Raw genomic sequence first — 16,636 nt, 5'->3', positions numbered from 1 at the left:
CCGTTAGCGCTGCCTTAAGAGGTGGATGGTAGGAAATCGGCCACACCTGTTGCCCCCGGATGCAACTTAGAGATTGATTCTAAAGCCCGAAATGTAGGAGAATAAGAAAAAAACAAGGCAAATCGGGCAGAATAAGGACATAGTAACATGTCGAGGATCGCACTCGTCGATGACGACAGGAATATCCTGACCTCCGTTTCCATGACTCTGGAAGCGGAAGGATTTGAAGTTGAAACCTATAATGACGGGCAGTCGGCCCTGGACGCGTTTACGCGCCGGATGCCGGAACTGGCCGTGCTGGACATCAAGATGCCGCGCATGGACGGCATGGACCTGTTGCAGCGTCTGCGCCAGAAAAGCGCGGTGCCGGTGATCTTTCTCACCTCCAAGGATGATGAGATCGACGAGCTGATGGGCCTGCGCATGGGCGCGGACGATTACGTGCGCAAGCCGTTCTCTCAGCGTCTGCTGGTCGAACGCATCCGGTCCATCCTGCGCCGTCAGGAGGCGATTGCCTCTGACGCCGGGGGTGCCCCGGAAGAAAGCCAGGTGATGGTGCGTGGCCCGCTGACGATGGACCCGCTGCGCCACGCGGTGACGTGGCATGGCAAGGACGTGTCGCTGACGGTGACGGAATTCCTGCTGCTACAGGCGCTGGCGCAGCGCCCGGGCTTCGTGAAAAGCCGTGACCAGCTGATGGATGTGGCCTATGACGAACAGGTCTATGTGGATGACCGGACCATCGACAGCCATATCAAGCGTCTGCGCAAGAAGATGCGTGAAGTGGATTCCGATTTCTCGGCCATCGAAACGCTCTATGGTATCGGGTACAGGTATAACGAAGACTAAATGACACTGGCCTCCGACATCGGACCGACCCAAAGGCGCGAACCTGCCGAATCGCAGATCGTGCTGGGGGAAGACTGGGACCGCCCCGCCGGGGCGGTCGAGGTCGAGCTGCGCGATGCGCGGGCTCGGCGGGGTCTGATGTCGCTCAACCGCTCGCCGCTGGCGCGCAAGATCATCCTGTTCAACCTGCTGGCACTGGTGGTTCTTGTGGCCGGGGTTCTGTTTCTGAACCCGTTCCGTGACAGTCTGGTCTATCAACGCGAACAGGCGCTGGCCGTCGAAGCGCAGCTGGTGGCCGAGATCTTCGAGGCCAGTCTGCCGCGCACGGCCCCCGCCAACCTGCTGACCGGCGACGGCATCGACCCGGTCGACGTGCTTGGCCGGATCGGCTTGTCGGATGGCGTAGATGTCTATGTCTTCGCCCCGAATGAAACGCTGGTGGCGTCGACCGGTGACACCGCGACCGAAGCGGCGACTCCATTGGCCGGTGGTGGGGAGGATCCGGGCCGGTCGCTGGTCATCACCGAGTTCCTGAACACCGTCTGGGATGGCATCGCCGGAATTCTTTCCTCGGGCTCGACACCGGCTGAAACGGTATCGACCGAGGACCAGGCCCGCGCTCTGGTCGCAGATGCGCTATCGGGTGAAACCGTTCTGCATGGCGGCAACGGAACGGCGGGCGCAATCTTCCTCGCGGCCTCGCCGATCGAGGGCGCATCGGGCGTTGTGGGAGTCGTGGCGCTGGCCACCGCCGCGGGTGAGATCGAGCAGCTGGTCCGCGCTGAACGTGAACAGATCCTGCAGATGTTCTTCGTGGCGCTTCTGGTGTCGATCGGCCTGTCGCTGGTTCTGGCCTCGACCATTGCCAACCCGCTCTCGGACCTGTCCGCCGCCGCCGAACTGGGCCGCGACAAGAATGCCCGCAAGATGAGCCCGACCCGGGTGCGCATCCCCGATCTGACCGGTCGCCCCGACGAAATCGGCCGCCTGTCCGCCGCGCTGCGCGGCATGGTTGCGGCGCTCTATGACCGGATTGATGGGAATGAACAATTCGCTGCCGACGTGGCGCATGAGGTGAAGAACCCGCTCGCCTCGCTGCGCTCTGCCGTGGGCACGATGCGGCTGGCGCGCACGGATGAACAGCGCACCCGATTGCTCGATGTCATCGAGCATGACGTGCGGCGGCTGGACCGGCTGGTGTCGGATATCTCCAACGCCTCGCGGCTCGATTCAGAGCTGGTGAAGGAGGAGGCCGATGATTTCGACCTCATCCACATGCTGTCGAACCTGACCCAGTACCATGCCGAAGAGGCGCAGGGACAAGAGATCGCCTTCATCTCGGACCTGCCCGGCGAACCGGTCAGGCTGCACGGGCTGGAGGGTCGGCTGGCACAGGTCTTCGTCAACCTGATCACCAACGCAATCTCCTTCTGCGAGGCAGGCGATGCCGTCCGGGTCTGGGCGCGTAAGCGGGAAAACCGGGTGCTGGTGGTGGTCGAGGATACTGGCCCAGGCATCCCCGAAGAGGCGCTGACCAAGGTGTTCAACCGCTTTTATTCGGAACGGCCCGTTCAGCAGTTTGGCGATCATTCTGGCCTTGGCCTCGCGATTTCCAAACAGATCGTCGAGGCGCATGGCGGCGTGATCTGGGCCGAGAACATCCGCCCGACAGAGGCTGACATCACCTCGGATCCGCTTGGCGCGCGGTTCGTGGTCGGCCTGCCGCTCTAGGGCCTTGGCCACGGGCGACGCATCCCTTTTGACCGCCTATTGCAGTATCACGCCGGATGGGCGCGTCTTTTGTCGTGGCACGGCGGTCTGCCTGAACAGGCGGGGGCTCCTGGCGCTTGGCCCCTCGGGCAGCGGCAAATCGCGGCTGGCGCTGGAACTGATGGCGCTTGGTGCAACGCTTGTGGCCGATGACGGGGTCTGGCTGACGGAGGATGGCGAGGTCACGCGCCCGGAGGGTGCGCCCCGTCTCATCGAGGCGCGGGGGATCGGGCTGCTCAACGCCACTACGCTGCAAAGCGCGCCCCTGTCGCTGGTCGTCGACCTGTCCCGAACCGAGCCCGGCCGTCTGCCGCCTCCCCGAACCGTAGAGGCGCCCGGCGGGACGGTGCCGCTGATCCTGGGCAAGGATCACCCTTTTCTTGCCGCCGCGATCTGCCAATATCTGACGCAAGGACGCGCGGGGTAGCCACGGATGGACCACGAAGACAAGACAACCGCAGAAGAGGCCGAACGGGTGGTCTTTGTCTCCGGCCCCTCGGGTGCAGGCCGGTCCACCGCGATCCGGGCACTGGAAGACCTGGGGTTCGAGGCCATCGACAACCTGCCGCTCAGCCTGCTGCCGCGGCTGCTGGACGGCCCCCCACCGACCCGGCCCCTGGCGCTTGGCACCGACCCTCGCAACCGGGACTACAGCGCGCAGGCGCTGATCGCGGCCGTCGACCGGCTGGCTGCCGACCCGCGCATTCTGGCCGATCTGGTCTATCTCGATTGCGCCACCGATGTGCTGGTGCGCCGCTATTCCGAGACCCGCCGCCGCCACCCGCTGGCACCCGAGGACCGACCCATTCTGGGGATTGAGCTGGAACAGGACCTGCTGGCCCCGGTGCGCGCCCGCGCGGGTATCCTGATCGACACGTCTGACATGACCCCGCATGAGCTGCGCGCCGAGGTGCAGCGCTGGTTCGCGCCGGGTGGTCAGAAACTGGCCCTCTCCGTGCAGTCGTTCAGTTACAAACGCGGGCTGCCGACGGGAGCCGATCTGGTCTTTGACTGCCGGTTCCTGCGCAACCCCTATTGGAACCCCGATCTGCGCAGTCTGGACGGGCGCGATGCCTCGGTGGTGGATTATATCGCCGATGATGCCCGCTTTGCGCCCTTCCTTGCCCAGGTGACGCAGCTGGTGGAAACGCTGCTGCCCGCCTATCAGGAAGAGGGCAAGGCGCATCTGACCGTGGCGTTTGGATGTACCGGGGGGCAACACCGCTCGGTTGCTGTCACGGAAAAACTGGCCACCCATCTTGCGCAGGCGGGCTGGCAGGTGTCAAAGAGGCACAGGGAGATTGAACGCCGGGCCGTGACCCGCGCGCCGTAAGCGCCAAGGAAGCAGAACTTGATCGGCATCGTGATCGTTGCACATGGGGGGCTGGCCCGCGAGCTGCAGAATGCCATGGAGCATGTGGTGGGCCGAAAGCCCGGCGTGCTGGCCATTTCCATCGGGGCCGAAGATGACCGCACCCGCCGCCAGCGCGAGATATGCGATGCTGCCGACGCAGTGGATACGGGCGACGGCGTGGTGGTGGTGACCGATATGTTTGGCGGCTCGCCCTCGAACCTGTCGCTGCGCGCCTGCCGTCCGTCCAATCGCAAGATCCTGACCGGGGTGAACCTGCCGATGCTGGTGAAGCTGGCGAAATCGCGCAGCCTGCCGGTGGACGAAGCCGTAACCCGCGCCGCCGAGGCCGGACGCCGATACATCAACAGTTTTGACGGAGCCCCCGAATGACCACCCCGACCAAGCGCAAGCTGGACATCGTGAACGTCAAGGGGCTGCATGCCCGCGCCTCGGCGAAATTCGTGGAAACGGTCGAGCAGTTCGACGCCAGTGCCACCGCCTACAAGGATGGGCTGAGCGCCGCCGGAGACTCCATCATGGGGCTTTTGATGTTGGCAGCCTCTCAGGGAACCACTATTGAGGTGGAAACCAGCGGGCCAGAGGCGGAACAGCTGATGGATGCCCTTGCGGCACTTGTTGCTGACAAGTTCGGTGAAGGCATGTAAGCCCGTACACTCGGGGTGGAATCGGGGATAGAGAACCGTTGACCGACGTGACAACGCCAGATGCAGGGCAACAGGCCCGGCCCGCCGAGGGCCAGCAGCAACCGGTCTATGACCGGCGCAGCCTGACCTATGCGTCGTCTTTCGATTCGCCGCTGCGCTCGACCGTGATCCGGGCCATCGAGTGGTTTACCGGCAAGCTGACCATCGTGCGCCGGGTACGCCAGTTCGAGCGGATGGGCGCGCCCAAGGGGCAGGCCTTTTGGCCCGCGACGATGAAGGTGATGGGCATCGACCTGCAAACGCCAGCGCATCAACTGGACCGGATTCCCGCCGAGGGGCCTGTTGTTTTCGTGGCCAACCACCCGCATGGGCTGGTCGATGGCATGATCCTTGCTGATCTCATTGGCCGTCGCCGGGATGACTATCGCATTCTCACCCGCTCGCTTCTGACCGGGATCGACGAAAGCGCGGCGAGCTACATGATTCCGGTGCCGTTCCCGCACCAGCCCGACGCGCAGCAGGAAATGATCCGCATGCGCGCAGCGGCGATGGCCCATTTGCAGGACCAGGGGCTGATCGCGCTGTTCCCCTCGGGCGTTGTCGCCACATCGGCCACCGCTTTCGGCCCGGTGATCGAGCAGGAATGGAACGTCTTTACCGCCAAGATGATCCGCCGCTCGGGCGCGACCATCGTGCCGTGCTTTTTCCAGGGCACCAATTCGCGCGCCTACCAGATCGCCAACCGGGTGTCTCCGGTCGTGCGCCAGGGGCTGTTGCTGCACGAGGTGGTGAAAAGCTTCGACAAGCCGCAGGCCCCCATCATCGGCCATGCGATCACGCCCGATCAGTGGGATGGCCCGATCCAGAACCCTCGCCAGTTCATGGCGCAGCTGCGCGAGCATACGCTTGGGCTGAAGGCCGATCCTGACCGCGTGTTCTGAGCCCGCTCAGCGGGTCGGAACCGGGGTCTCTCCACGATAATCGTAGAAGCCGCGCTGCGTCTTGCGGCCAAGCCAGCCGGCCTCGACATATTTGGTCAGCAGCGGGCAGGGTCGGTACTTGGTGTCTGCCAGCCCGTCATGCAGCACGTTCATGATCGCAAGGCAGGTGTCCAGACCGATGAAATCCGCCAGTTCCAGCGGCCCCATCGGGTGGTTGGCCCCCAGCTTCATCGACTCGTCGATCGACTTCACGTTTCCAACGCCCTCGTAGAGCGTATAGACCGCCTCGTTGATCATCGGCATCAGGATGCGGTTGACGATGAAGGCGGGGAAATCCTCTGCCGTTGCGGCGGTTTTCCCAAGCTTGTCCACCACGGCCTTGCAGGCGACGAAGGTCTCCTCATCCGTGGCGATCCCGCGGATCAGCTCCACCAGTTGCATCACCGGAACCGGGTTCATGAAGTGGAAGCCCATGAACTTTTCCGGCCGGTCGGTGCGGCTGGCAAGACGGGTGATCGAGATCGACGACGTGTTGGAGGTCAGGATCGTGTCGGGCTTCAGATGCGGCAGAAGGTCCTCGAAAATCGCCTGCTTGACGGTTTCACGTTCCGTTGCAGCCTCGATGATCAGGTCAGACGGGCCAAGGTCGGTCAGTTTCAGCGTGGTCGAGATGCGTCCAAGCGCGGCGGCCTTGTCCTCCGCGCTGACCTTTCCCCGGCTGACCTGCCGTTCGATATTGCGGTCGATCAGGGCCATGGCCTTGTCGAGGCTGTCTTGGGAAACATCATTCATAACAACGTCGTACCCGGCCAATGCACAGACATGGGCAATGCCGTTGCCCATCTGTCCCGCGCCGACGATGCCAATCTTCTGAATGTCCATGTCCCGTACCTCTGGCCCAGTGTTTCGCCCGCACAATAGGCGCGGGGGACGGGGGCAGACAAGGTCAAACGCCGCGGCGGATTGTGCGAAAAATCATCACAAGTTTTCGGTTTAGCCATTTGGAAACGGCCACGGCGCAAATTGGGTCCGGGTGAGTCGAAACATGGGTGGAGCAAGCCATGAGTTATGCAAAAGCGGGGCATGGGCCCCTTGATTATCAGCCGTGCCGCTACGAGGGGTCGCCGATGACGTTTCGGGGGCCGAAGGCGGAGCCGGAGGAGGGCTATGTCCTGTGTCTCGGCGGATCGGAAACCTTCGGGAAGTTTTCACCCGACCCCTTTCCCGACCTGTTGGCGCGGCGGCTTGGGCGGCCTGTGGTCAATATGGGCGCGATGAACGCGGGGATCGACCTGTTGCTGCATGACCCCGCCATTCGCAACGCCCTCGCGCGGGCCGGGGCGGTGGTGTTGCAGGTGCCGGGGGCGGCCAATCTGTCGAACCGGTTCTTCAGCGTGCATCCCCGGCGAAATGACCGGTTCGTCAAGGCCTCGACCATGATGCGCACGATCTACCGGGAGGTGGATTTTACCGAGTTCCACTTCACGCGGCACATGCTGACCGCGCTGAAACGAAGGTCGGAGGACCGGTTCATGATCGTGGTGGAGGAATTGCGTGCCGCGTGGCAGGCGCGGATGACGACGCTGCTGGACAGGATCGGCGTGCCGGTCCATCTGCTGTGGCTGTCACGCCGGGCGCCGGGGGATGACCCGTTGGACGAGGAGGGGTTGGGATATGATCCGCTCTTCGTTGATGCCGCAATGCTGGCGGGGCTAGAGCCAAAGGCGGCCAGCGTGTCTGTCTGCATTCTGCCACAGGATGCGCGGGCACCGGCCGCGCGGGGCATGTTCTATGGCCGGGGCGAGGAAGCTGCCGCGCGGCTGATGCCGGGGCCGGAGGACCATGACCGGGTGGCTGCGCTGCTGGCAGGTGCAATGGCATGAAAAAGGCCCGCCGGGATGGGCGGGCCTTCTTTGATTGCGCAGTCGCGTGGATCAGCCGAGTTTCTCGGTCAGTTCCGGGACGGCGGTGAAGAGGTCTGCGACCAGGCCGTAATCGGCGACCTGGAAGATCGGGGCCTCTTCGTCCTTGTTGATCGCGACGATGATCTTGCTGTCCTTCATGCCCGCGAGGTGCTGGATCGCGCCCGAGATGCCGACGGCAATGTAGAGATCCGGGGCGACGACCTTGCCGGTCTGGCCCACCTGCCAGTCGTTCGGGGCATAGCCCGAGTCGACTGCGGCGCGGGAGGCACCAACAGCGGCGCCGAGCTTGTCGGCGAGACCTTCGATGATCTTGAAGTCCTCTTCGGACCCGACGCCACGGCCACCGGACACGACGATGCCGGCGCTGGTCAGTTCGGGGCGGTCGGACGCGGCAACCTTGTCCTCGACCCATTCGCTGAGGCCGGGGTTATCGGCGGCAGAGATGGTTTCCACCGGCGCTGCGGCCTGTTCACCGGCTGCGTCGAAGGTCGATGTCCGGAAGCTGATAACCTTCTTTTCATCTTTCGAGCGTACGGTCTGCACCGCGTTGCCCGCATAGATCGGGCGTTCGAACGTATTTCCGTCCACAACACCGGAGGCATCCGAGATCACCATCACATCCAGAAGCGCGGCCACGCGGGGCAGCACGTTCTTGGCATCCGTGGTGGCGGGCGCCACGATATGCTCGTAATCGCCAGCCAGCGACACGATCAGCGCGGCGGTCGGTTCCGCCAGTCGATGGCCGAGCGAGGCATCTTCGGCGACCAGAACCTTGGACACGCCCGCGATCTTGGCAGCGGCGTCCCCGGCAGCGGCGGCAGAGGCACCAGCGGCCAGAACGGTCACGTCGCCAAGCGACGAGGCCGCGGCAACGGCCTTTGCGGTGGCGTCGAGCGACAGTTCGCCATCGGTCACTTCAGCAAGGAGAAGAACAGCCATTACACAGCCCCCGCTTCTTTGAGTTTCGCAACAAGCTCGTCCACGGAGCCCACAATCTCACCGGCCTTGCGGGCCTCGGGCTCGGTCGTCGAGACAATCTCCAGACGCGGGCTGACATCGACGCCGTAATCGGCGGCGGTCTTTTCATCCAGCGGCTTTTTCTTGGCCTTCATGATGTTGGGCAGCGACGCATAGCGCGGCTCATTGAGGCGCAGGTCCACGGTGATGATGGCGGGCATCTTCACGGTGATGGTCTGCAGACCGCCGTCAACCTCGCGGGTGACCTTGGCGCTGTCGCCGTCGATATCGACCTCGGAGGCGAAGGTGCCCTGGGACCAGCCGAGCAGAGCCGACAGCATCTGGCCGGTGGCGTTCATGTCGTTGTCGATCGCCTGCTTGCCGCAGAGCACGACGCCGGGCTGCTCTTCCTCGACCACTTTGGCGAGGATCTTGGCAACCGCCAGCGGCTCGATATCGGTGTGCACGTCATCGGCGGCCACGACCAGAATGGCGCGGTCCGCACCCATGGCCAGCGCCGTGCGCAGGGTTTCCTGGCTTTGCTTGACGCCGATCGACACGGCGACAACCTCGTCCGCCTTGCCCGCTTCCTTCAGACGGATCGCCTCTTCAACGGCAATCTCGTCGAACGGGTTCATCGACATCTTCACATTCGCAAGATCAACACCGCTACCATCCGCCTTCACACGGACCTTCACGTTGTAGTCGATCACGCGTTTGACAGGCACAAGAACCTTCATTTCCACGTCTCTCCTGTAATGGCCCCCGAGGCGCCAGCCCCGGGAAAGTCATGCTATCATGCGGTTGTTACCGCTTCGAATCGCGTGATGACAGGTCAAAATCGACGCGTTCGGCCGATTGGACGCCGCGTTTTTTCCTTATTGAGTGTGTATGTGTCAGATCGGCGTCGCGATTTGTGCCGGGGTGCTTGCGTCGAAGGATGGGGTTTCAATGGAAAAAGTTCAGGGAATCGGCGGCTTCTTCTTCCGCGCGAAGGACCCGAAGGCACTGGGGCGATGGTATCTCGACCACCTGGGGATCAACATCGCCCCGACCGATATGGAAATGGTGCCCTGGGTCAGCGACGCCGGTGTGACAGTGTTTGCACCTTTCGACGAAGACACCGACTATTTCGCCGCCGATCAACGCTTCATGCTGAACTTCCGGGTCGGTGATCTGGATGCCATGGTGACGCAACTGGAATCTGCGGGCATTGATGTCTACAATCGGTCCGAGATGGAGGGGATCGGCCGTTTCGCCCATTTGCGCGACCCCGAAGGCACGCCGATCGAATTATGGGAACCCGCCCCGACAGGAGACAGCGAATGACACCATCCATGTCAGAGCCTCAGATCAAGGCCTTCCCGGAAACCCATACGCTCGGGTTCGTGCGCGATTATTCGATGGCGACGCTGGACGAGATGCCCGACCTTTGGCGCACCTTCTACGAGGCGCCGCTTGTCATCCCCAATTACGTGCCCGGTGCCATGTACGGCGTGTCCTTCGCGGCGGATGGTCTGGGGTCCTTCAAATATGGCGTGACGGTCGAGGTCGATCCGGTTCCGTCGGAACTGCCCAAGGGCACCAGCCTGGCGCGGCTGCCGGAAGGCGACTACGCGGTGGTGCAGGATTTCGGCACGCTCGACGACGTGCAGCTGTGCTTTGACTGGATCATCGCCGACTGGCTGCCGGGGTCGCGCTACACGCAGCGGCGCGGCGCGATTTTTGAGCGTTACCCGGAAGACCCCCGCAACGGACCGGACGGCATGGCGTTCGAGATCTGGGTGCCCGTCAGCGATCGGCCGAACTAAAAATCACCCCGATAGCGCAAGATCGGTCAGGCATGGGCTTTCGTCCCTCGCTACGCTTGCCTCATGAAACGGACTCACACCCCTTCTGACTTGATCGCCCGCATCCTGTGGCAGGTGGAAACCGACCTGTCCAGGGGGCCGGACCTGTCCAGCCTTGCCATCGCCATCGGGATCAGCCGCTTTCACCTGACCCGCGCCTTTGCCCTGCGTACCGGCCAGCCGCTTGGCACATATGTGCGCAGGCGCAGGCTGAGCGAGGCGGCCAAGGCGCGATCAGCCGGTGAAAGCGTGACCAATGCGGCTTTCGACGCGGGTTACGATAGTGTCGAGGGGTTTTCCCGTGCGTTCCGTGCCTGTTTCGGGCTGGCCCCGTCCTCGATCCGGGGGGTGAACGACCTGAACAGGATTACCCTGCAGGAGGCCATGAAGATGACCCCAACAGAACCAACGGACACCCCGGTGCCCGAGATCCGGACGATCGCGCCCATTCCCCTCGTGGGACGCTCGGGCCGGTTCGACATGGAGAGCCGCACGCGCATCCCCGCGCTTTGGGATGATACCGTTTCGGATTGGCATGACGCCATGATCGGCGGGCCGACCTACGGCGTGTGTTCCGATTTCAATGATGCGGGGGGCTTCACCTACACGGTGGCCTTTCCCGGCGAAGCAGCGGAGGGGCTTGACCAGCTGACCCTTCCGGGCGGCACCTATGCGGTCTTTGCCCATCAGGGGCATATCTCGAGCATCTCGCGGACCTGGGACGCGATCTTTGCCAAATGGGCGCCGGAGGCGGAGTTTGACCTGCTGAACGGACCGGAATTCGAGCTTTATGATGCGGATTTCGACCCGAAGGGCGAGGGCAAGGTTGCGGTCTGGGTGCCCGTCGCGCCGCGCGGTTAGCGGTTCGCGCCCGGCACCCACAGCACATCGGCGCGGCCTTCATCGTTGCAGATGCGAGCCGCGACGAAGAACCAGTCGGACAGGCGGTTGAGATATTTCACGGCAGCAGGATTTACCGCTTCCAGCGTGGACAGCTCCACCGCCAACCGCTCGGCCCGACGGGCGACAGTGCGGCAGAGATGCAGATGTGCGGCGGCGGGCGAGCCACCGGGCAGGATGAAGCTACGCAGCGGGTCAAGCCGGTCATTCATCGCGTCGATCTCGGCTTCCAGCCGGTCCACCTGTGCAGGGATCATGCGCAGCGGCGGATATTCTGCCTCGGCATCCTTCTCCATTTCCGGGCGACAGAGGTCTGCGCCCAGATCGAAAAGGTCGTTCTGGATCATCGCCAGTTGAGCGTCCATCGCGCCTTCGGTATGCAGCCGTGCCAGCCCGAGCGTCGCGTTCAGCTCATCCACCGTGCCATAGGCGGTTACGCGGGCGGAATGCTTGTCGACCCGCGCGCCATTGCCAAGCGCGGTTTGTCCGGCATCGCCGGTGCGGGTGTAAATCTTGTTCAGAACCACCATGGATCAGCCCCCGTTGCCACGCAGATAGACCACCGCGGCGATCAGGATCACCGCAACGAATTGTGCCGCCAGACGCCAGCGCATGATCTTGTTGGCATTCCTGCGATTGAATTCCCCGCCGCGCGTGAAGGTGCCAATCCCGAAGAGCAGGATAATGGCGACCCCGACCGTGACGATCAGGGCAATGATTGTGAGGGTATCTACCATGGCGGTCCTTTCCGGGGGCTCAGCCCTTGTCGATCAACCAGTCCAGTGCTCGCGTTGGCAATAGCCGTTTCATCGCGCCCATGAAATAGGTTGGCACCGTTACATAGTATCGCGGGCGCGGTCGGCCAGCCTCAAGGGCGTGAATAAGTTTCTTTGCCACGGCATCCGGGGGCAGTTCGAACGCGTCGGGCTTGTCCTTGTCTTCGTAGAGCCGTTTGAGCAGCGTATCGCGGTAGAGATCGGACAGGGCCGAGTTTTCCCAGTCGATCCAGCGTTCGAAATGGCTGCGGGCATTTTCGCGGATTTTCGAGGTGACGGGGCCGGGTTCGATCAGCACCACGTGAATGCCCGATCCGTTGAGTTCCAGCCGCATGGTGTCGGTCAGTCCCTCAAGCGCGAATTTGGTCGAGACATAGGCCGCGCGCCACTTGTAGGTGATGAAACCGAGGACCGAGCTGTTCTGCACGATCCGCCCGTGTCCCTGCGCGCGCATGACGGGAATCACCTGCCGGGTCAGCTCGTGCCAGCCGAAGAAATTGGTCTCGAAGATCTCTCGCAGCCCGTCGGTGGGCAGATCCTCGACCGCGCCGGGCAGGCCGAAGGCGCCGTTGTTGAAGAGCGCGTCGAGCGTCCCGCCGGTCTGGTCCAGTGCCCACGAAAGCCCGGCGGTGATGCTGTCTGTGTCTGACAGGTCCAGAACCCCGCAGGTCAGCCCCTCGGCGCGCAGCCGTTCGGCGTCTTCGGGCTTGCGGCACGTGGCCAGTACATTCCAGCCGCGCGCGTGCAGCGCATGGGCGCAATGATAGCCGATACCAGAAGAACAGCCGGTGATCAGAATGCTGCGGGTCATGTTCGGGTCCTGTTGCGCCAGATGGCACAGGGGTAGGGCCAAGGGCGGCCCGGCGCAAGCGGCAGGGTCATATCCTGCTTTACCAGCCCTCGTGGTTTGACGTATCACGGATACCAAATGAACGAGCAGACAATGTCAGACGACAACCGCGAAATATCCGAGTCGCTGAGCCGCGCCATTGGCTCGCGCTACCTGCAATATGCGCTGAGCACCATCATGCACCGGGCCCTGCCCGACGCGCGGGATGGGTTGAAGCCGGTGCATCGGCGTATCCTTTATGCGATGCGCGAACTCAGACTGTCGTCAAACGGGGGCTTCCGCAAATCCGCGAAGATCTCGGGCGATGTGATGGGCAATTATCACCCCCATGGCGACGCGGCGATTTACGACGCGATGGCGCGTCTGGCGCAGGATTTCACCATTCGCTATCCGTTGGTCGACGGGCAGGGGAACTTCGGCAATATCGACGGCGATAACCCCGCTGCCAGCCGCTACACCGAGGCGCGGATGACCGCCGTGGCCGAGGTGCTGCTGGAAGGGCTGAACGAGAACGCCGTTGATTTCCGAGACAATTACGATGGCACCTTGCAGGAACCCGAGGTGCTTCCCGCCGCTTTGCCGAACCTTCTGGCGAATGGGTCTAGCGGGATTGCCGTGGGGATGGCGACGAATATCCCGCCCCATAATGTGGACGAGCTGATTGCGGCCTGCCTGCATCTGATCAAGACGCCCGATGCGCGGGACGAGACGCTGTTGAACTATATTCAGGGGCCGGATTTCCCGACCGGCGGCGTCATCGTCGAACCCAAGGAAAGTATGGCCGAGACCTATCGCACCGGTCGCGGCGCCTTCCGTCTGCGCGCCAAGTGGGAGACCGAGGATCTGGGTCGGGGCACCTGGCAGGTCGTGGTGACCGAGATCCCCTATCAGGTGCAGAAATCGAAGCTGATCGAGAAGATCGCGGAGCTGATCCAGACCAAAAAGGTGCCGATCCTCGCCGATGTGCGCGACGAATCGGCGGACGATATCCGCATCGTGCTGGAGCCTCGCTCCAAGAACGTTGACCCGGAAATCTTGATGGGGACGCTGTTTCGCAGCTCGGACCTCGAAACGCGCTTCAGCCTGAACATGAACGTGTTGATCGACGGGCGCACGCCCAAGGTCTGCTCGCTCAAAGAGGTTCTGCGCGCCTTCCTCGACCATCGGCGCGAGGTGCTGATCCGTCGCTCCACTCACCGGATGGAAAAGATCGACCACCGGCTGGAGGTGTTGGAAGGCTTCATCATCACCTTCCTCAATCTCGACCGTGTGATCGACATCATCCGCTATGACGACGACCCCAAGGCCGCGCTGATGCGCGAGGAATGGGGCAGGGCGCATGTGCGGGCGACCTCCGAGGCCGATTATGTCAGCCCCGCGCCCGGTGAGGGCGAACTGACCGAGGTGCAGGCCGAGGCCATCCTGAACATGCGGCTGCGCAGCTTGCGGCGGCTGGAGGAGATGGAGCTACTGAAAGAGCAGGCCGCCTTGATGGAGGAACGCGCCGAGCTTGATGACCTGCTGGCGCGGGACGACCTGCAATGGGGCCGCATCGGCGAAGAGCTGCGTGAGATGCGCAAGCAGTTTGGCAAGGGCACCGAGTTTGGCAAACGTCGCACGGATTTCGCGGAAGCGGGCGAAACCCCGGATGTGCCGCTGGAAGCGATGATCGAACGCGAACCGATTACCGTGGTCCTGTCCAAGATGGGCTGGGTGCGGGCCATGAAGGGCCATGTCGCGCTGGATGGAGAGTTCAAGTACAAAGACGGCGACGAGGGCCGCTTCCTGATGCATGCGGAAACGACCGACAAGCTGCTGCTCTTCGGCAATAACGGGCGCTTTTATACCATCGGAGCCGCGAACCTGCCCGGCGGGCGCGGCATGGGCGAACCCGTGCGCCTGATGGTCGATCTGCCCAATGAGGTCGAGATTGTCGATCTGCTGATCCACAAGCCCGGCGCGAAACTGCTGGTGGCGTCCTCGGCGGGCGATGGGTTCCTGGTGCCGGAAGAGGATGTCGTGGCCCAGACCCGGTCTGGCAAGCAGGTTCTGAACGTCAAGGCCCCGGTGCGGGCGGCGGTCTGCACCCGCGTGCAGGAGGGCGAAGATTACGTCGCCTGCGTTGGCGAAAACCGCAAGGTGCTGGTCTTCCCGCTGGCCGAACTGCCCGAGATGGGCCGTGGCAAGGGCGTAAGGCTCCAGAAATACAAGGATGGCGGCCTGTCGGATGCGCGCAGTTTCAACCGGGCTGAAGGGCTAAGCTGGAAAGACCCCGCCGGGCGCACCCGGACAGAGACTGACCTGACCGAATGGGAAGGAAAGCGCGCAGGCACGGGCCGCATGGCCCCGCGCGGCTTCCCAAGGGACAACAGGTTCACCTGAGTCCTCGTGTTGGCAACTCGGCCACGGTTTTCTGCCGATTTTCCGGCGGCTTGGCCGGGTCGATTGCGCGACATGCCCGGCTGCGCTATCCCGAACGGGCTGCCATCTAGGAGGAGCCTCATGCGCGCCCTGTCCCGTTTCGCCCTTTTGGGGCTGGTCCTGATTCTCGGGGCCTGCGCCGCGACTGACCCGCTGGAGGAAGACCTGCCCGATATGGGCGATTTCCGGCTGGCCTATAACATCGTCGTGGCCGACAACATGCAGCAGGTCCCGCCATCTCGGGAAGCGTCTGGCGAGGAATGGATCGAAATCCTGACCGCCGAGATCGACCGCCGCTTTGGCGGCTACGAAGGGGATCGTCTCTATCACATCGCCATCCATGTAGATGCCTATGCGCTTGCACCTCCGGGGATTCCCGTGGTGCTTCAGCCGCGCTCGATCCTCGTGATCAGCGCCAATGTCTGGGATGATGAATTGCAGGCGAAACTGCATGATGACCCTGAACAACTGACGATTTTCGAAGGTGCTGCGGCGGAAACGATGATCATCGGGTCGGGCCTTGCCCGGTCACGCGAGGAACAGATGCAGATCCTTGCGCGCAACGCGGCGCGGCGCATCCAGCTGTGGATGCTGACCCATCCGGAATGGTTCTCGATCGACGAGGAGGCCGCAGCCGAGGCCCAGGCCGCGCTTGAGGCGCAGGTCGCGGAAGTGGAGCAGCCCGTAGAACTGCCGGAAGAAGCGGCAGAGTAACGGGTTTTCCCCAACTCACCCTTGATTTTTCCCCCGCGCCTCAGTAACGAGCGCGCGATGATGAACCGGGGCCGGGCGGCCCCCCCTAGCATGAGGCGCCTGAGCAATGGCAAAGGAAAAGTTTGAGCGCGGCAAGCCGCATTGTAACATCGGCACGATCGGTCACGTTGACCACGGCAAGACGACGCTGACGGCGGCGATCACCAAGTATTTCGGTGACTTCAAGGCCTATGACCAGATCGACGGCGCGCCGGAAGAGAAGGCCCGTGGCATCACGATCTCGACCGCTCACGTGGAATACGAGACCGACAACCGCCACTACGCCCACGTGGACTGCCCCGGCCACGCCGACTACGTGAAGAACATGATCACCGGTGCCGCCCAGATGGACGGCGCGATCCTGGTGGTGAACGCCGCTGACGGCCCGATGCCGCAGACCCGCGAGCACATCCTTCTGGGCCGCCAGGTGGGTATCCCCGCCATGGTCGTGTTCCTCAACAAAGTCGACCAGGTCGATGACGAGGAACTGCTGGAGCTGGTGGAAATGGAAGTCCGCGAGCTGCTGTCCGAATACGACTTCCCGGGCGACGATATCCCGATCATCGCGGGCTCCGCGCTGGCGGCGATGGAAGGCCGTGACCCCGAGATCGGCGAGAACAAGATC

General features: G+C 63.2%; 20 protein-coding genes. 14 read left to right on the top strand and 6 right to left on the bottom strand.

Features of this window, described 5'->3' with window-relative positions; all coding sequences use genetic code 11:
- Positions 1 to 147 precede the first annotated feature (147 nt).
- From BKY26_RS18760 to BKY26_RS18730, 7 genes are read left to right on the top strand one after another with little or no spacing between them, the layout of a single operon-like run.
- A complete protein-coding gene (locus tag BKY26_RS18760) occupies positions 148 to 849 on the top strand; it encodes a response regulator transcription factor (protein ID WP_071691905.1) in 702 nt (233 codons plus the stop codon).
- A complete protein-coding gene (locus BKY26_RS18755; RefSeq protein WP_071691904.1) occupies positions 850 to 2,580 on the top strand; it encodes a sensor histidine kinase in 1,731 nt (576 codons plus the stop codon). It abuts the gene before it with no gap.
- Between the two features lie 4 nt (positions 2,581 to 2,584).
- Complete coding sequence (locus tag BKY26_RS18750; RefSeq protein ID WP_245764471.1) at positions 2,585 to 3,046, top strand: HPr kinase/phosphorylase; 462 nt, start codon at positions 2,585 to 2,587, stop codon at positions 3,044 to 3,046.
- A gap of 6 nt (positions 3,047 to 3,052) precedes the next feature.
- The gene (gene rapZ, locus BKY26_RS18745) at positions 3,053 to 3,952 is read left to right on the top strand and encodes an RNase adapter RapZ (RefSeq protein ID WP_071691903.1); all 900 of its coding nucleotides are present in this window, start codon (positions 3,053 to 3,055) and stop codon (positions 3,950 to 3,952) included.
- Between the two features lie 18 nt (positions 3,953 to 3,970).
- Positions 3,971 to 4,363, top strand: coding sequence for a PTS sugar transporter subunit IIA (locus BKY26_RS18740; protein ID WP_071691902.1), 393 nt, complete (start codon positions 3,971 to 3,973; stop codon positions 4,361 to 4,363).
- Positions 4,360 to 4,638, top strand: coding sequence for an HPr family phosphocarrier protein (locus tag BKY26_RS18735; RefSeq protein WP_071691901.1), 279 nt, complete (start codon positions 4,360 to 4,362; stop codon positions 4,636 to 4,638). Before BKY26_RS18740 ends, BKY26_RS18735 begins: the two co-directional genes overlap by 4 nt.
- 47 nt (positions 4,639 to 4,685) lie before the next feature.
- The gene (locus BKY26_RS18730) at positions 4,686 to 5,579 is read left to right on the top strand and encodes a lysophospholipid acyltransferase family protein (protein WP_071691910.1); all 894 of its coding nucleotides are present in this window, start codon (positions 4,686 to 4,688) and stop codon (positions 5,577 to 5,579) included.
- A gap of 6 nt (positions 5,580 to 5,585) precedes the next feature.
- On the opposite strand, the gene BKY26_RS18725 is transcribed toward BKY26_RS18730, so the two are convergent.
- On the bottom strand, positions 5,586 to 6,461 hold the full coding sequence (locus BKY26_RS18725) for a 3-hydroxybutyryl-CoA dehydrogenase (RefSeq protein WP_071691900.1): 876 nt from the start codon (positions 6,459 to 6,461) through the stop codon (positions 5,586 to 5,588).
- A gap of 179 nt (positions 6,462 to 6,640) precedes the next feature.
- Here BKY26_RS18725 and BKY26_RS18720 point away from each other — a divergent pair, with 179 nt between their 5' ends.
- Positions 6,641 to 7,462: a DUF6473 family protein gene (locus BKY26_RS18720; RefSeq protein WP_071691899.1), complete on the top strand. Its 822-nt coding sequence runs from the start codon at positions 6,641 to 6,643 to the stop codon at positions 7,460 to 7,462.
- Between the two features lie 51 nt (positions 7,463 to 7,513).
- On the opposite strand, the gene BKY26_RS18715 is transcribed toward BKY26_RS18720, so the two are convergent.
- Positions 7,514 to 8,443: an electron transfer flavoprotein subunit alpha/FixB family protein gene (locus tag BKY26_RS18715; protein ID WP_071691898.1), complete on the bottom strand. Its 930-nt coding sequence runs from the start codon at positions 8,441 to 8,443 to the stop codon at positions 7,514 to 7,516.
- Complete coding sequence (locus BKY26_RS18710) at positions 8,443 to 9,201, bottom strand: electron transfer flavoprotein subunit beta/FixA family protein (RefSeq protein WP_071691897.1); 759 nt, start codon at positions 9,199 to 9,201, stop codon at positions 8,443 to 8,445. Before BKY26_RS18710 ends, BKY26_RS18715 begins: the two co-directional genes overlap by 1 nt.
- A 211-nt stretch (positions 9,202 to 9,412) precedes the next feature.
- On the opposite strand from BKY26_RS18710, the gene BKY26_RS18705 reads away from it, so the two are divergent.
- From BKY26_RS18705 to BKY26_RS18695, 3 genes are all read left to right on the top strand, one after another.
- Complete coding sequence (locus BKY26_RS18705) at positions 9,413 to 9,790, top strand: VOC family protein (RefSeq protein WP_071691896.1); 378 nt, start codon at positions 9,413 to 9,415, stop codon at positions 9,788 to 9,790.
- Positions 9,787 to 10,272 carry a GyrI-like domain-containing protein gene (locus tag BKY26_RS18700; protein WP_158514370.1) on the top strand — a complete coding sequence of 162 codons (486 nt, stop codon included), beginning with the start codon at positions 9,787 to 9,789 and terminating at the stop codon, positions 10,270 to 10,272. Before BKY26_RS18705 ends, BKY26_RS18700 begins: the two co-directional genes overlap by 4 nt.
- Positions 10,273 to 10,362: 90 nt before the next feature.
- The gene (locus BKY26_RS18695) at positions 10,363 to 11,172 is read left to right on the top strand and encodes an AraC family transcriptional regulator (protein ID WP_158514369.1); all 810 of its coding nucleotides are present in this window, start codon (positions 10,363 to 10,365) and stop codon (positions 11,170 to 11,172) included.
- On the opposite strand, the gene BKY26_RS18690 is transcribed toward BKY26_RS18695, so the two are convergent.
- Genes BKY26_RS18690 through BKY26_RS18680 form a run of 3 tightly spaced genes read right to left on the bottom strand, consistent with a single transcriptional unit; the run spans position 11,169 to position 12,798 of the window.
- The gene (locus tag BKY26_RS18690; protein ID WP_071691893.1) at positions 11,169 to 11,741 is read right to left on the bottom strand and encodes a cob(I)yrinic acid a,c-diamide adenosyltransferase; all 573 of its coding nucleotides are present in this window, start codon (positions 11,739 to 11,741) and stop codon (positions 11,169 to 11,171) included. The two genes, BKY26_RS18695 and BKY26_RS18690, sit on opposite strands and share 4 nt — an antisense overlap.
- Before the next feature lie 3 nt (positions 11,742 to 11,744).
- The gene (locus BKY26_RS18685) at positions 11,745 to 11,948 is read right to left on the bottom strand and encodes a twin transmembrane helix small protein (RefSeq protein WP_071691892.1); all 204 of its coding nucleotides are present in this window, start codon (positions 11,946 to 11,948) and stop codon (positions 11,745 to 11,747) included.
- A gap of 19 nt (positions 11,949 to 11,967) precedes the next feature.
- Positions 11,968 to 12,798: an SDR family oxidoreductase gene (locus BKY26_RS18680; protein ID WP_071691891.1), complete on the bottom strand. Its 831-nt coding sequence runs from the start codon at positions 12,796 to 12,798 to the stop codon at positions 11,968 to 11,970.
- A 132-nt stretch (positions 12,799 to 12,930) separates the two neighbouring features.
- On the opposite strand from BKY26_RS18680, the gene BKY26_RS18675 reads away from it, so the two are divergent.
- The 3 genes from BKY26_RS18675 to BKY26_RS18665 form a co-directional block, all read left to right on the top strand.
- On the top strand, positions 12,931 to 15,219 hold the full coding sequence (locus tag BKY26_RS18675) for a DNA topoisomerase IV subunit A (RefSeq protein ID WP_245764470.1): 2,289 nt from the start codon (positions 12,931 to 12,933) through the stop codon (positions 15,217 to 15,219).
- 120 nt (positions 15,220 to 15,339) lie between these two features.
- Entirely contained in the window at positions 15,340 to 15,972 is a 633-nt protein-coding gene (locus BKY26_RS18670) for a hypothetical protein (protein ID WP_071691889.1), read from the top strand.
- Between the two features lie 106 nt (positions 15,973 to 16,078).
- The coding region (locus tag BKY26_RS18665; protein WP_131541891.1) for a GTP-binding protein at positions 16,079 to 16,636 on the top strand (558 nt) is incomplete at its 3' end.

It is taken from the genome of Nioella sediminis, assembly GCF_001879695.1.
In the GTDB taxonomy this organism is placed as follows: domain Bacteria; phylum Pseudomonadota; class Alphaproteobacteria; order Rhodobacterales; family Rhodobacteraceae; genus Nioella; species Nioella sediminis.
Note: the sequence above shows the minus strand (reverse complement) of the source record. Positions and strands in the feature narration are given on the sequence as shown.